Source organism: Mixta calida (assembly GCF_002953215.1).
Lineage (GTDB): Bacteria > Pseudomonadota > Gammaproteobacteria > Enterobacterales > Enterobacteriaceae > Mixta > Mixta calida.
In genome coordinates this window covers 4,052,191-4,067,463 of sequence record NZ_CP026378.1, presented here as the reverse complement: position 1 = coordinate 4,067,463, position 15,273 = coordinate 4,052,191, and the positions used below count along the sequence as shown (strand labels likewise).

Below are 15,273 nucleotides of genomic sequence, written 5' to 3'. Positions count from 1 at the left end.
AAACTACAAGGGTTTATAACAAACTGATAACCATCAGGCCGGACGTGCCATTGCCTGATCGTTTGCAGCCGCCAGAGCGGCGAGATTATGGTCGAACGCCAGCTGGATCAGCTTATCTTCCAGCGTAAAGCGCGCTTCCAGCGCTTCACCGACTTCCGAAAGGGCCTGCTGGAATTCCAGACAGTTATCGTGATCGATAGCCGCTTCAAGATGGGTATCATACAGTTGCATGATGGTTTCGGTATTAGCCTGCAGGCCGGGGTAAATTTGTGCCGCCGCCAGTAACGGGCTGTCGCCAGTCATCTCTTCGATGATACGTTCATAGACGCTAAAATGTCCGGTAGAAAGATAGTCCACCAGGTTCTGACAAAAATCATCAAGAGCTTTCTCATCAAGCGCAGTGAGTGATTCCTTATTCGGCTTGATGCCTACTACCTGATAATAAGCAACCAACAGTTGCCTGCGCGCATTTAGCCAAAAATCTACCAGTTCATTACTGCCACCTACGCGCTCGGTCAGAACGTCTAACTGGTTAAGCATGTTTGTCTCCGTGGGTTATAGTCTTACCGCTACTTATACTTAACATCAGTACAGAGGCTGTGTCCCGTATCTGTTCCAGTTTTAAGAATATTTACGGCCCCAGTCACAAAAGGCGTGCTGAAGCAAAGGATAACTTTTCTATGGAACGTGTGATTACAAGCGTAGACGCTGGCTGGTGGGTTGTCAGCCACGAACAGAAAATTTGGTTGCCGAATGGTGAATTACCGTTCGGTACGGCAGAAACATGGGATCTGGCGGGGTCGCGCGGCGCCATAATCGGCGAATGGCGCGGCGAGCCGGTCTGGTTGATCCGCGAAAATCGCAGCGAAAATATGGGATCGATTCGACAAATCATCGATCTGGACAGCGGACTGTTTCAGCTGGCCGGACGCGGCGTCCAGCTGGCGGAATTTATTCGCTCGCACCGCTACTGCGGCTACTGCGGCCATGAAATGCATCTGAGCAATAGCGAAAACGCCTGCCTGTGCGGCCATTGCCGTCAGCGCTATTACCCGCAAATCGCCCCGTGCATCATCGTTGCTATCCGCCGCGACGATAAAATTCTGCTGGCCCAGCATGCCCGGCATCGCAACAGCATCTATACCGTGCTGGCGGGATTTGTCGAAGTTGGCGAAACGTTGGAGCAAGCGGTGGCGCGCGAAGTGATGGAGGAGAGCAACGTGCGGGTAAAAAACCTGCGCTATGTAACCTCGCAGCCCTGGCCTTTTCCTCATTCGCTGATGATGGCCTTTATGGCAGAATATGATGAGGGAGAGCTGCAAATCGACAATAAAGAGCTGATCGACGCCAACTGGTTTCGCTACGACGCCCTGCCGCAGCTTCCGCCCGCCGGCACCGTAGCGCGTCGTCTGATAGAGGATACCGTGGCGCTCTGTCGCGCGGCGGATGAGCAACCGTAACGGCGACGTTCGCAGGGCTGGATAGATGCGCCTGAGGCGGCAAACTTGCTTAACCGGCGGCAATAACTGCTACACTAGGCGCCTGTATTTGAGAGAGCCTTATGATGAGCGAATTGAAGAACGATCGTTACCTGCGTGCCCTGTTACGCCAGCCGGTAGATGTGACGCCGGTATGGATGATGCGTCAGGCTGGACGCTATTTGCCGGAATATAAAGCCACGCGCGCGCAGGCAGGCGATTTTATGTCGCTGTGCAAAAACGCCGAGCTGGCCTGCGAAGTCACGCTGCAGCCGCTGCGTCGCTATCCTCTGGATGCGGCGATTCTCTTCTCTGATATTTTGACTATTCCCGATGCGATGGGGCTGGGGCTGTGGTTCGAGGCGGGCGAAGGCCCGCGCTTCGCCTCGCCGATTACCTGTCGTGCCGACGTCGACAAGCTGCCGATTCCCGATCCTGAGCAGGAGCTGGGCTACGTGATGAACGCGGTGCGCACCATCCGCAAAAACTTACAGGGCGCAGTGCCGCTGATCGGCTTCTCCGGCAGCCCGTGGACGCTCGGTACCTATATGGTTGAAGGCGGCAGCAGCAAGGCTTTCACCAAAATCAAAAAAATGATGTACGCCGAGCCGGAAACCCTGCACGCGATGCTGGATAAGCTGGCCGACAGCGTCACGCTCTATCTCAATGCGCAAATTCGCGCTGGCGCGCAGTCGGTCATGATATTCGACACCTGGGGCGGCGTGCTGACCGGACGCGATTATCACGACTTCTCGTTACAGTATATGCATAAGATCGTTGACGGCCTGATCCGCGAACATGACGGGCGCCGCGTGCCGGTTACGCTGTTTACCAAAGGCGGCGGTCAGTGGCTGGAAGCGATGGCGGCGACCGGCTGCGATGCGCTGGGCCTGGACTGGACCACTGATATTGCCGATGCGCGCCGTCGCGTGGGCGATAAAGTCGCGCTGCAGGGCAATATGGATCCGTCTATGCTTTATGCATCGCCTGCGCGTATCGAGCAGGAAGTGGCGACTATTCTGGCAGGTTTCGGCCAGGGTAACGGACACGTATTTAATTTAGGACATGGCATCCATCAGGATGTGCCGCCTGAGCACGCAGGCGCGTTTGTGGAGGCGGTGCATCGGCTGTCATGTCCTTATCACAAGGAGTAGACATGGATATACAGGCATTACGAGCCGAACAGTTGCAGCGCGCCGCGGAAGTGGTGCGCCATGATGATTTCGATGTGATGCCGCCGCGCCTGATTGGCGGCGCGGACGTAGGATTCGAGCAGGACGGCGAGGTGACGCGCGCCGCCATGGTCATTCTGGAATATCCTTCGCTGAAGCTTATCGAATATAAGGTGGCGCGCATCGCCACCATCATGCCTTATATCCCCGGCTTCCTCTCCTTCCGCGAATATCCGGCGCTGCTGGCGGCCTGGGAGATGCTGGAGCAAAAACCTGACCTGCTTTTCGTCGACGGCCACGGCATTTCGCATCCGCGTCGGCTCGGCGTCGCCAGCCACTTCGGCATGCTGGTGGATGTGCCGACCATCGGCGTGGCGAAGCGCCGTCTGTGCGGCCGTTTCGAGCCGCTGGACGACGAGCCGGGTTCGCAGCAGCCGCTGATGGACAAAGGTGAAAAGATCGGCTGGGTCTGGCGCAGCAAAAAACGCTGTAATCCGCTGTTCGTCTCTACCGGCCATCGCGTCAGCATCGATACCGCCTTAGAGTGGGTGCAAAAGTGCATGGCGGGCTACCGTTTGCCGGAACCGACGCGCTGGGCGGACGCCGTCGCCTCAGAGCGCAGCGCCTTTCTGCGCTGGCAGAAGGGTTAGCCGTGCCGCAAGGGTCCTTTTGCGTTACACTGCCGCCAGAATGATGCTGAAGAGACCTTATCATGTTACGTAACCCTATCCACCTGCGCCTCGAAAAGCTGGAAAGCTGGCAGCATGTGACCTTTATGGCCTGTCTGTGCGAACGCCTCTATCCCAACTACTGGGCGTTTTGCCAACAGACCGGCTTCGCCGATGCGCAGCGCTACCGCCGCATTCTCGATCTGATTTGGGAATCCCTGACGGTCAAAGACGCGAAAATCAACTTCGACTCCCAGCTGGAAAAGCTGGAAGAGGCGATCCCGCTGGCAGACGATTTCGACGTCTATGGCGTTTATCCGGCGATCGACGCCTGCGTCGCTTTAAGCGAGCTGTTGCATTCGCGTCTGAGCGGGGAAACGCTGGAGCATGCTATCGAAGTCAGCAAGGCGTCGATCACCACCGTGGCAATGCTGGAAATGACTCAGGCTGGTCGGGAAATGACCGACGAGGAGTTGGGCGAACTGCCGGCGATAGAAGAAGAATGGGACCTCCAGTGGGAGATTTTTCGCCTGCTGGCGGCCTGTGAAGAACGGGACCTGGAATTGATAAAAGGATTACGTTCTGACCTGCGGGAAGCCGCGACAAGCAACATCGGTATAAAAATAGAGCAATAAGGCGATAAAACGTGACTTCACGCCTGAATTGTCGCGCCTAAAGGCTTCACATCCGCCCCCTGTCTGGTCTACATTTGGGGGGCTGAAAAATGTGGCTATCGGTGCGTGCAGGCTGAAGAGTGTCAGAATCTGGCAATTCCCTCGCACTCGATGCTTAGCAAGCGATAAATACACTGTAAGGATAACTTATGAACAAGACTCAACTGATTGATGTAATTGCAGAGAAAGCGGATCTCTCCAAGTCCCAGGCTAAAGCTGCGCTGGAATCCACCCTGGCTGCAATTACCGAGTCTCTGAAAGATGGTGATGCTGTACAACTGGTTGGTTTTGGTACTTTTAAAGTTAACCACCGTGCTGAGCGCACTGGCCGCAACCCGCAGACTGGCAAAGAAATCAAAATTGCTGCTGCAAACGTACCGGCATTCGTTTCTGGTAAAGCACTGAAAGACGCCGTTAAGTAATCGCGTTGCAGTGAAAGGTTTAACGAGGGCGGCAATTATTGTCGCCCTTTTGTTTTTGTGTCGTCGTTATCATAACGGAGCATCATGAAGCGGCTATTGGCACTTCTGACGTTGCTGCTGGCAGGATGCAGCTCGCAGCCGACGTTGCCCGCTTTTACCGCCAGCGGCTATCTGGCCGATCGCGGCGCGGTGCGCATCTGGCGTAAGACCGAAGATCACAGCGTACATATGCTGACGGTGTTTACGCCGTTCCAGGAGGGCGCGTCGGTGTTTACGCGCTACAGCTGGCAGGATGAAAACCTGGTCAGCATTGAACGTCATCTCAGCGGCGCTAAGCCGGATGACGTAACGCTGCGTTTCGACCGCGACGGCGGGCTGAGCTTTATGCAGCGTCAGTTGGCCGACCGGCGCGAAGCGGTAAGCGAACAAACGATAGAACTGTATAAATTCGACGCCCAGCGGATGCTGAAAATCAGCGATGCGCTACTGGCCGGACGCGTGCTGCTGAAGCAGGGGCGCTGGCAGGGCGACGATAGCGTGCGAACCTGTCAGGGCGAGACGGTAAAGCCAGCGCTGGATGAGAGCGAATGGCAGCGCATTCGGTTCTGGCCGCATCAGGCGGATGTGAAGCTGAGCGTTGCGTGGCTGGAAGCGCCAGCGGGGACGCAGCTGATACAGGTATCAACGGAAGATGACTGTCAGTGGGAGCCGCAGGAAGCGGATTTTTAAACGGACGGCACAGAGAAAGAAGCGGCCCCGCCAGCAGGGCAGGACCGCAATTGATTACTTACGGTTGATGGCGCGATAGCCGATATCGCGGCGGCAGAAACTGCCTTCCCATGAAATGGGCGACGCCAGCTCATAGGCGCGACGCTGCGCTTCAGCGATATCTTTCCCCAGCGCCGTTACGCACAGTACGCGGCCGCCATGGGTGAGTACTAAATCATCTTCAAGCTTCGTTCCGGCATGGAATACTTTGCCGTCCGGCAGCGCTTCCAGCGGCAGACCGTGAATCGCATCGCCGATGCGATAGTCGCCCGGATAGCCGCCGGCGGCCAGCACCACGCCCAACGCCGGACGATCGTCCCAGCGCGACTCCGCATTATCCAGCTTGCCTTCGCAGGCCGCCAGACACATCTCAACCAGATCCGACTGCAGGCGCATCATGATCGGTTGCGTTTCCGGGTCGCCGAAGCGGCAGTTGAATTCAATGACTTTCGGCTGGCCGTCCTGACCAATCATCAGTCCGGCGTACAGGAAGCCGGTATAGACGTTGCCTTCGGCCGCCATGCCGCGCACCGTCGGCCAGATTACCTCGTCCATCACGCGCTGGTGGATCTCTGCCGTCACGACCGGCGCTGGCGAGTAGGCGCCCATACCGCCGGTATTCGGGCCGGTGTCGCCGTCGCCCACGCGCTTATGATCCTGGCTGGTGGCCATCGGCAGCACATGCTCGCCGTCCACCATGACGATAAAGCTCGCCTCTTCGCCGTCCAGGAACTCTTCCACGACGATGCGGTGTCCGGCGTCGCCAAACGCATTGCCAGCCAGCATATCGCGCACCGCCGCTTCCGCTTCCTCCAGCGTCATGGCGACGATAACGCCTTTGCCCGCCGCCAGGCCGTCTGCTTTAATGACGATCGGCGCGCCTTTGGCATGCACATACTGCAGCGCCAGCTCGACGTCGGTAAAGTTTTGATATTCAGCCGTCGGGATTTTATGACGCGCCAGGAAATCTTTGGTGAACGCCTTAGAGCCTTCCAGCTGCGCGGCGGCCTTAGTCGGACCGAAGATTTTCAGGCCCGCTTTGCGGAACGCATCCACGACGCCTTTGACCAGCGGCGCTTCGGGGCCGACGATAGTCAGGCCGATATTTTCTTTCTGCGCGAAATCGAGCAGGGCCGGAATATCAGTCGCGGCGATGTCGATATTTTGCAGCGCTGGCTCCAGCGCGGTGCCTGCGTTGCCTGGGGCGACGAAGACGCGTTCCGCCAGCGGAGACTGGGCCGCTTTCCACGCCAGCGCATGTTCGCGCCCGCCGTTACCAATAATTAAAATATTCATCTGTTTCTCCCAAAGCGATTAATGGCGGAAGTGACGCATATCGGTAAAGATCATTGCGATGCCGTGTTCATCGGCGGCGGCAATTACCTCATCGTCGCGGATAGAGCCGCCCGGCTGAATCACGCAGCTCACGCCAACGGCCGCTGCGGCGTCAATGCCGTCGCGGAACGGGAAGAACGCATCAGACGCCATCGCGGAGCCTTTTACTTCCAGTCCTTCGTCGCCCGCTTTAATGCCAGCGATTTTTGCGGAGTAAACGCGGCTCATCTGACCGGCGCCGATGCCGATAGTCATATTGTCGCGGGCGTAAACGATAGCGTTGGATTTCACAAACTTCGCCACCTTCCAGCAGAAGAGGGCGTCACGCAGTTCCTGCTCGGTCGGTTGACGCTTGCTGACCACGCGCAGCTGGTGGCTTTCCACCATGCCCAAATCGCGATCCTGCACCAGCAGGCCGCCATTAACGCGTTTAAAGTCCAGCCCCGCCACGCGCTGCTGCCAGGCGCCGCAGGTCAGGACGCGCACATTCTGCTTCGCCGCCGTCACTTTCAACGCCGCTTCACTGGCGGAAGGCGCGATGATCACCTCAACGAACTGGCGGCTAATAATCGCCTGCGCAGTGGCTTCGTCCAGTTCGCGGTTAAAGGCGATAATGCCGCCGAATGCAGAGGTTGGATCGGTTTTATAAGCGCGCTCGTAGGCGTCCAGCAACGAATCGCCTACGGCGACGCCGCAGGGATTGGCATGCTTAACGATCACGCAGGCAGGCTCATTGAATTCCTTCACGCACTCCAGCGCGGCGTCGGTATCGGCGATGTTGTTGTAGGAGAGCGCTTTGCCCTGCAGCTGCTGTGCGGTGGCGACGGAAGCTTCTTTAATCTCTTCTTCTATATAGAAAGCGGCCTGCTGATGGCTGTTCTCGCCGTAGCGCATATCCTGCTTTTTAATAAAGTTCAGGTTCAGCGTACGCGGGAAGCGCCCGGACGGGGCATTGGTCTCGCCGTGATAGGCGGGCACCAGGCTGCCGAAGTAGTTAGCGATCATGCTGTCGTAAGCGGCGGTATGTTCAAACGCCTTGATCGCCAGGTCGAAGCGGGTTTCCAGCGTCAAAGAATTTTCGTTGGCGTCCAGCTCGGCCACGATCGCCTGGTAGTCGCTACTCTTTACAACGATCGCGACATCTTTATGGTTCTTGGCCGCGGAGCGCACCATGGTCGGTCCGCCGATATCGATATTCTCTACGGCGTCTTCCAGCGAGCAGCCTTCGCGCGCGACAGTCTGGGCAAAGGGATAAAGGTTAACGACGACCATATCGATAGGGGAGATCTGATGCTCATTCATGATCGCATCGTCCTGGCCGCGACGGCCCAGAATGCCGCCATGAACTTTCGGATGCAGAGTTTTAACGCGTCCATCCATCATTTCCGGGAAACCGGTATAGTCAGAGACCTCTGTTACCGGCAGGCCGGCATCAGCCAGCAGGCGAGCGGTGCCGCCAGTAGAGAGCAGCTCGACGCCCCGGCTGGAAAGAGCCTGAGCGAATTCGACGATACCGGCTTTATCAGACACGCTGAGCAGAGCGCGGCGTACAGGACGACGTTGTTGCATGGTGGTTTTATCCCTTGGCTTTGGTTCGCAAGTAAAGAGCGTTACATCAAGTTTAAGCCTGTACGGCGATAAACTTCAGGTAACGCCCCATCAGGGGCGCGCATTAACGTCGGCTGGCATTGTAGCGAAAACGTTTGCGCGATGCTCGACTAAATTAAAATGAGAGCGGTATGTGGGTAATTCTGTGGATAACTGGGTATAAACCCCGCTTTTGCTGAGGATTGCAGCAAACAGTCAATTTATCGCGATTTAGCGGTTGCAGCGCCGCGAGAACTCCCTATAATGCGCCTCCATCGACACGGCACAACGGCTTACGCCACGCGGTGTTGAGCGGTTCAGCGAAGCCTGAATCGCCGGAGAAAAACTTCTGAAAAAGGGTTGACTCTGAAAGAGGAAAGCGTAATATACGCCACCTCGCGACAACGGCACGAAGCGCCGGTCGCACCGCTCTTTAACAATTTATCAGACAATCTGTGTGGGCACTCACAGGACGGATATCGCAAAACACATTTGCAGTATCAAGTCTCAGAGTGAACACGTAATTCATTACGACGTTTTTCTTTGAGCATCAGACTTTAATTGAAGAGTTTGATCATGGCTCAGATTGAACGCTGGCGGCAGGCCTAACACATGCAAGTCGAACGGTAACAGGAAGCAGCTTGCTGCTTTGCTGACGAGTGGCGGACGGGTGAGTAATGTCTGGGGATCTGCCCGATGGAGGGGGATAACCACTGGAAACGGTGGCTAATACCGCATAACGTCGCAAGACCAAAGTGGGGGACCTTCGGGCCTCACACCATCGGATGAACCCAGATGGGATTAGCTAGTAGGTGGGGTAACGGCTCACCTAGGCGACGATCCCTAGCTGGTCTGAGAGGATGACCAGCCACACTGGAACTGAGACACGGTCCAGACTCCTACGGGAGGCAGCAGTGGGGAATATTGCACAATGGGCGCAAGCCTGATGCAGCCATGCCGCGTGTATGAAGAAGGCCTTCGGGTTGTAAAGTACTTTCAGCGGGGAGGAAGGGATGGTGCTTAATACGCGCCGTCATTGACGTTACCCGCAGAAGAAGCACCGGCTAACTCCGTGCCAGCAGCCGCGGTAATACGGAGGGTGCAAGCGTTAATCGGAATTACTGGGCGTAAAGCGCACGCAGGCGGTCTGTTAAGTCAGATGTGAAATCCCCGGGCTTAACCTGGGAACTGCATTTGAAACTGGCAGGCTTGAGTCTCGTAGAGGGGGTAGAATTCCAGGTGTAGCGGTGAAATGCGTAGAGATCTGGAGGAATACCGGTGGCGAAGGCGGCCCCCTGGACGAAGACTGACGCTCAGGTGCGAAAGCGTGGGGAGCAAACAGGATTAGATACCCTGGTAGTCCACGCCGTAAACGATGTCGACTTGGAGGCTGTTTCCTTGAGAAGTGGCTTCCGGAGCTAACGCGTTAAGTCGACCGCCTGGGGAGTACGGCCGCAAGGTTAAAACTCAAATGAATTGACGGGGGCCCGCACAAGCGGTGGAGCATGTGGTTTAATTCGATGCAACGCGAAGAACCTTACCTGGTCTTGACATCCACGGAATTCGGCAGAGATGCCCTAGTGCCTTCGGGAACCGTGAGACAGGTGCTGCATGGCTGTCGTCAGCTCGTGTTGTGAAATGTTGGGTTAAGTCCCGCAACGAGCGCAACCCTTATCCTTTGTTGCCAGCGCGTGATGGCGGGAACTCAAAGGAGACTGCCGGTGATAAACCGGAGGAAGGTGGGGATGACGTCAAGTCATCATGGCCCTTACGACCAGGGCTACACACGTGCTACAATGGCGCATACAAAGAGAAGCGACCTCGCGAGAGCAAGCGGACCTCATAAAGTGCGTCGTAGTCCGGATTGGAGTCTGCAACTCGACTCCATGAAGTCGGAATCGCTAGTAATCGTGGATCAGAATGCCACGGTGAATACGTTCCCGGGCCTTGTACACACCGCCCGTCACACCATGGGAGTGGGTTGCAAAAGAAGTAGGTAGCTTAACCTTCGGGAGGGCGCTTACCACTTTGTGATTCATGACTGGGGTGAAGTCGTAACAAGGTAACCGTAGGGGAACCTGCGGTTGGATCACCTCCTTACCAAGCTGATACCTTCCCGTGAAGTGCTCACACAGATTGTCTGATAGAAAGCATGAGCAAGGCGTTTACGCGTAGGGGGTACGGTGACAAAAGACATTGTCGCTCGATTTTCTTGAGAAAATCTCGCCCTTACACGAAATTAGCGAATCGGTGATTCGCTGAGCAAATTTCGTGTCCCCTTCGTCTAGAGGCCCAGGACACCGCCCTTTCACGGCGGTAACAGGGGTTCGAATCCCCTAGGGGACGCCACTTGCTGGTAGTGTGAGTGAAAGTCGCGTACCCGTCATATCCTAAAACTGACTTGCGAGTCAGCTTTACGATATTGCTCTTTAACAATCCGGAACAAGCTGAAAATTTGAAAGAACAGCTTCTTGCATAAAGAACTGTTCAGAGTCTCTCAATTTCTCGCACCATGCGGTGTCGCAAGACGCCTGCGGGTTGTGAGGTTAAGCGACCAAGCGTACACGGTGGATGCCCTGGCAGTCAGAGGCGATGAAGGACGTGCTAATCTGCGAAAAGCGCCGGTGAGGTGATATGAACCGCTATCAGCCGGCGATGTCCGAATGGGGAAACCCAGTGTGATTCGTCACACTATCGTTAAGTGAATACATAGCTTAACGAGGCGAACCGGGGGAACTGAAACATCTAAGTACCCCGAGGAAAAGAAATCAACCGAGATTCCCTGAGTAGCGGCGAGCGAACGGGGAACAGCCCAGAGCCTGAATCAGCATGTGTGTCAGTGGAAGCGTCTGGAAAGGCGCACGGTACAGGGTGACAGTCCCGTACACGAAGATGCATGTGCTGTGAGCTCGATGAGTAGGGCGGGACACGTGGTATCCTGTCTGAATATGGGGGACCATCCTCCAAGGCTAAATACTCCTGACTGACCGATAGTGAACCAGTACCGTGAGGGAAAGGCGAAAAGAACCCCGGCGAGGGGAGTGAAAAAGAACCTGAAACCGTGTACGTACAAGCAGTGGGAGCCTTCATTTATGAGGGTGACTGCGTACCTTTTGTATAATGGGTCAGCGACTTATATTCTGTAGCAAGGTTAACCGTATAGGGGAGCCGCAGGGAAACCGAGTCTTAACCGGGCGCTCAGTTGCAGGGTATAGACCCGAAACCCGGTGATCTAGCCATGGGCAGGTTGAAGGTTGGGTAACACTAACTGGAGGACCGAACCGACTAATGTTGAAAAATTAGCGGATGACCTGTGGCTGGGGGTGAAAGGCCAATCAAACCGGGAGATAGCTGGTTCTCCCCGAAAGCTATTTAGGTAGCGCCTCGTGAATTCATCTCCGGGGGTAGAGCACTGTTTCGGCTAGGGGGCCATCCCGGCTTACCAACCCGATGCAAACTGCGAATACCGGAGAATGTTATCACGGGAGACACACGGCGGGTGCTAACGTCCGTCGTGAAGAGGGAAACAACCCAGACCGCCAGCTAAGGTCCCAAAGTCATGGTTAAGTGGGAAACGATGTGGGAAGGCCCAGACAGCCAGGATGTTGGCTTAGAAGCAGCCATCATTTAAAGAAAGCGTAATAGCTCACTGGTCGAGTCGGCCTGCGCGGAAGATGTAACGGGGCTAAACCATGCACCGAAGCTGCGGCAGCGACGCGAATGCGTTGTTGGGTAGGGGAGCGTTCTGTAAGCCTGCGAAGGTGTGCTGTGAGGCATGCTGGAGGTATCAGAAGTGCGAATGCTGACATAAGTAACGATAAAGCGGGTGAAAAGCCCGCTCGCCGGAAGACCAAGGGTTCCTGTCCAACGTTAATCGGGGCAGGGTGAGTCGACCCCTAAGGCGAGGCCGAAAGGCGTAGTCGATGGGAAACGGGTTAATATTCCCGTACTCGGTGTTACTGCGAAGGGGGACGGAGAAGGCTATGTTGGCCGGGCGACGGTTGTCCCGGTTTAAGCGTGTAGGCTGACTTTCCAGGCAAATCCGGAAGGTCAAGGCTGAGGCGTGATGACGAGGCACCACGGTGCTGAAGCAACAAATGCCCTGCTTCCAGGAAAAGCCTCTAAGCATCAGGTAACAGTGAATCGTACCCCAAACCGACACAGGTGGTCAGGTAGAGAATACCAAGGCGCTTGAGAGAACTCGGGTGAAGGAACTAGGCAAAATGGTGCCGTAACTTCGGGAGAAGGCACGCTGGCACGTAGGTGGAGGGACCTGCTCCCCGAGCCGAAGCCAGTCGAAGATACCAGCTGGCTGCAACTGTTTATTAAAAACACAGCACTGTGCAAACACGAAAGTGGACGTATACGGTGTGACGCCTGCCCGGTGCCGGAAGGTTAATTGATGGGGTTATCGCAAGAGAAGCTCCTGATCGAAGCCCCGGTAAACGGCGGCCGTAACTATAACGGTCCTAAGGTAGCGAAATTCCTTGTCGGGTAAGTTCCGACCTGCACGAATGGCGTAATGATGGCCAGGCTGTCTCCACCCGAGACTCAGTGAAATTGAACTCGCTGTGAAGATGCAGTGTACCCGCGGCAAGACGGAAAGACCCCGTGAACCTTTACTACAGCTTGACACTGAACATTGAGCCTTGATGTGCAGGATAGGTGGGAGGCTTTGAAGCGTGGACGCCAGTCTGCGTGGAGCCATCCTTGAAATACCACCCTTTAATGTTTGATGTTCTAACCTGGCGCCGTAATCCGGCGTGGGGACAGTGTCTGGTGGGTAGTTTGACTGGGGCGGTCTCCTCCCAAAGTGTAACGGAGGAGTACGAAGGTCAGCTAATCACGGTCGGACATCGTGAGGTTAGTGCAATGGCATAAGCTGGCTTGACTGCGAGAGTGACGGTTCGAGCAGGTGCGAAAGCAGGTCATAGTGATCCGGTGGTTCTGAATGGAAGGGCCATCGCTCAACGGATAAAAGGTACTCCGGGGATAACAGGCTGATACCGCCCAAGAGTTCATATCGACGGCGGTGTTTGGCACCTCGATGTCGGCTCATCACATCCTGGGGCTGAAGTAGGTCCCAAGGGTATGGCTGTTCGCCATTTAAAGTGGTACGCGAGCTGGGTTTAGAACGTCGTGAGACAGTTCGGTCCCTATCTGCCGTGGGCGCTGGAAGACTGAGAGGGGTTGCTCCTAGTACGAGAGGACCGGAGTGAACGCACCGCTGGTGTTCGGGTTGTCATGCCAATGGCACTGCCCGGTAGCTAAGTGCGGAAGAGATAAGTGCTGAAAGCATCTAAGCACGAAACTTGCCTCGAGATGAGTCTTCCCTGAGACCGTGAGTCTCCTGAAGGGACGTTGAAGACGACGACGTTGATAGGCCGGGTGTGTAAGCGCAGCGATGCGTTGAGCTAACCGGTACTAATGACCCGTGAGGCTTAACCTTACAACGCCACAGGCGTTTTGAGGATGAGAGACGATTTTCAGCTTTGTTTACCGGATAAAAGAAATCTGCGGAAACGAAAGATGTTGCGCTGAAGCAAGGCGGCAAATGAGACATCAGGAAGGAGCATACAGCGGTATGTGACTGAGTGATGCGAATGCGGCCAACGCAGCAGCAGCGCGGGAGATTCGTTTCCGGCACAAAGAATTTGCCTGGCGGCAAGAGCGCGGTGGTCCCACCTGACCCCATGCCGAACTCAGAAGTGAAACGCCGCAGCGCCGATGGTAGTGTGGGGCCTCCCCATGCGAGAGTAGGGAACTGCCAGGCATCAAACAAACGACAGAGCCTCAGCGCAAGCTGAGGCTTTTTCGTATGTGTAATTTACGAAATTTACGCCCATTGTTACTCTAAAAGTCAGCCGGTTCAGGCTTTCAAAAGCGCCTTTTTGCCCGATCGGGTCTTCGCCCTGGCCGGCATATTCATCTGCCAGCGCGCTTTTATTCCAATCATTTTTATAACAGCATATTCCCCTTCAACGTTCCCGTTTGTTATTCCTTCAACCATCCTTTACTAATCTCCCATTACCTACATTTCGCTATAACTTTTTTAGCGCTTTTTCGGCGCATTTATATCCATTATGCCGCTTTGTATGAAACATTTTCAATTTCTGGCTGAAGTCTCGACATTTTCCCTGCTACAGGCTATCTTCGGGCATCTGGATGTCTAAACGTATAAACGTATGTAGTGAGGAAAACAGGTTATGCCGATTCGGATACCCGATGAATTACCAGCCGTAAACTTTCTGCGTAACGAGAATGTGTTTGTCATGACCCATTCTCGCGCCAGCGTTCAGGAAATTCGACCGCTTAAGGTGCTGGTATTGAATTTGATGCCGAAAAAGATCGAGACGGAAAACCAGTTTTTGCGCCTGCTTTCTAACTCACCGTTACAGATAGATATACAGCTGCTGCGCATAGACAGCCGTGAGTCGCGCAATACGCCGATGGAGCATCTTAATAATTTCTACTGTAACTTTGATGATATCGCACACGATAACTTTGACGGCTTGATTGTTACCGGCGCGCCGTTGGGGCTGGTTGATTTTAATGATGTTGCTTACTGGCCGCAGATCCAGCGCGTGCTGCACTGGGCGAAAGAGCACGTTACCTCAACCCTGTTTGTGTGTTGGGCGGTGCAGGCGGCGCTGAATATTCTTTATGGCCTGCCGAAACAGACCCGCGCCACCAAGCTGTCAGGCGTTTATGAACATCAGACCCTGCATCCGCATGCTCTGTTAACGCGCGGATTCGATGACACTTTTCTCGCTCCTCATTCGCGTTATGCCGATTTCCCGGCGCAGCTGATCAGGGACTATACCGACCTGGAAATCTTCGCTGAATCCGAGCTGGCCGGGCCTTACCTGTTGGGCAGCAAAGACAAGCGTCTTGCCTTCGTTACCGGCCACCCGGAATATGATGTGTTAACGTTGGCCGGGGAATATCAGCGCGATAGCGAAGCGGGACTGAATCCGGTAATTCCCTGCAATTACTTTCCGCAGGACAATCCGGCCTTGCCGCCGCGCGCCAGCTGGCGCAGCCACGGCAACCTGCTGTTTTCCAACTGGCTGAACTATTACGTTTACCAGATCACGCCTTACGATCTGCGGCATATGAATCCTACGCTTGAATAGGCATGCTTTCTTTTAAGAGTCCGTTCGTCGGCT

11 protein-coding genes, 1 tRNA gene and 3 rRNA genes are annotated in these 15,273 nt (G+C 55.3%); 11 read left to right on the top strand and 4 right to left on the bottom strand.

The genetic code is table 11. The annotated features are described in order from the left end of the window. Nucleotides 1-33 precede the first annotated feature (33 nt). Nucleotides 34-540 (bottom strand): Rsd/AlgQ family anti-sigma factor, encoded by a 507-nt coding sequence (locus C2E16_RS19325; RefSeq protein WP_038629801.1) that lies wholly within the window; start codon nt 538-540, stop codon nt 34-36. Between the two features lie 140 nt (nt 541-680). On the opposite strand from C2E16_RS19325, the gene nudC reads away from it, so the two are divergent. The 6 genes from nudC (at nt 681) to C2E16_RS19295 (ending at nt 5,143) form a co-directional block, all read left to right on the top strand. After that, on the top strand, nt 681-1,460 hold the full coding sequence (gene nudC, locus C2E16_RS19320) for an NAD(+) diphosphatase (protein WP_084970601.1): 780 nt from the start codon (nt 681-683) through the stop codon (nt 1,458-1,460). 104 nt (nt 1,461-1,564) lie between these two features. Beyond that, nucleotides 1,565-2,632 carry a uroporphyrinogen decarboxylase gene (gene hemE / locus C2E16_RS19315; RefSeq protein WP_084970603.1) on the top strand — a complete coding sequence of 356 codons (1,068 nt, stop codon included), beginning with the start codon at nt 1,565-1,567 and terminating at the stop codon, nt 2,630-2,632. A 2-nt stretch (nt 2,633-2,634) separates the two neighbouring features. Then, the gene (gene nfi / locus C2E16_RS19310; protein WP_038629803.1) at nt 2,635-3,300 is read left to right on the top strand and encodes a deoxyribonuclease V; all 666 of its coding nucleotides are present in this window, start codon (nt 2,635-2,637) and stop codon (nt 3,298-3,300) included. A gap of 62 nt (nt 3,301-3,362) precedes the next feature. Further along, a complete protein-coding gene (locus C2E16_RS19305) occupies nt 3,363-3,953 on the top strand; it encodes a YjaG family protein (protein ID WP_038629804.1) in 591 nt (196 codons plus the stop codon). Nucleotides 3,954-4,141: 188 nt separating this feature from the next. Beyond that, nucleotides 4,142-4,414 carry a nucleoid-associated protein HU-alpha gene (gene hupA / locus C2E16_RS19300; RefSeq protein WP_038629805.1) on the top strand — a complete coding sequence of 91 codons (273 nt, stop codon included), beginning with the start codon at nt 4,142-4,144 and terminating at the stop codon, nt 4,412-4,414. Between the two features lie 84 nt (nt 4,415-4,498). Continuing rightward, complete coding sequence (locus C2E16_RS19295) at nt 4,499-5,143, top strand: DUF1481 domain-containing protein (protein ID WP_084970602.1); 645 nt, start codon at nt 4,499-4,501, stop codon at nt 5,141-5,143. A 54-nt stretch (nt 5,144-5,197) separates the two neighbouring features. Here C2E16_RS19295 and purD read toward each other — a convergent pair whose 3' ends face one another. Both purD and purH read right to left on the bottom strand, forming a co-directional pair. Further along, entirely contained in the window at nt 5,198-6,478 is a 1,281-nt protein-coding gene (gene purD / locus C2E16_RS19290) for a phosphoribosylamine--glycine ligase (RefSeq protein ID WP_038629807.1), read from the bottom strand. 18 nt (nt 6,479-6,496) lie between these two features. Beyond that, nucleotides 6,497-8,086, bottom strand: a complete 1,590-nt coding sequence (gene purH, locus C2E16_RS19285) for a bifunctional phosphoribosylaminoimidazolecarboxamide formyltransferase/IMP cyclohydrolase (protein ID WP_038629808.1) — start codon at nt 8,084-8,086, stop codon at nt 6,497-6,499. A gap of 576 nt (nt 8,087-8,662) precedes the next feature. Here purH and C2E16_RS19275 point away from each other — a divergent pair. The 4 genes from C2E16_RS19275 (at nt 8,663) to rrf (ending at nt 13,877) form a co-directional block, all read left to right on the top strand. Next, nucleotides 8,663-10,204: ribosomal RNA gene (locus C2E16_RS19275) — 16S ribosomal RNA — on the top strand. A 173-nt stretch (nt 10,205-10,377) separates the two neighbouring features. Then, nucleotides 10,378-10,453 (top strand) — tRNA-Glu (locus C2E16_RS19270). Between the two features lie 195 nt (nt 10,454-10,648). Beyond that, nucleotides 10,649-13,553: ribosomal RNA gene (locus C2E16_RS19265) — 23S ribosomal RNA — on the top strand. Between the two features lie 208 nt (nt 13,554-13,761). Continuing rightward, a 5S ribosomal RNA gene (gene rrf / locus C2E16_RS19260) occupies nt 13,762-13,877 on the top strand. The 16S, 23S and 5S rRNA genes sit together here with 1 tRNA gene alongside, the layout of an rRNA operon. A gap of 96 nt (nt 13,878-13,973) precedes the next feature. Here rrf and C2E16_RS21005 read toward each other — a convergent pair. After that, nucleotides 13,974-14,114 (bottom strand): hypothetical protein, encoded by a 141-nt coding sequence (locus C2E16_RS21005; protein WP_218925960.1) that lies wholly within the window; start codon nt 14,112-14,114, stop codon nt 13,974-13,976. 196 nt (nt 14,115-14,310) lie between these two features. On the opposite strand from C2E16_RS21005, the gene metA reads away from it, so the two are divergent. After that, complete coding sequence (gene metA / locus C2E16_RS19255; RefSeq protein ID WP_038629810.1) at nt 14,311-15,240, top strand: homoserine O-acetyltransferase MetA; 930 nt, start codon at nt 14,311-14,313, stop codon at nt 15,238-15,240. Nucleotides 15,241-15,273 lie beyond the last annotated feature (33 nt).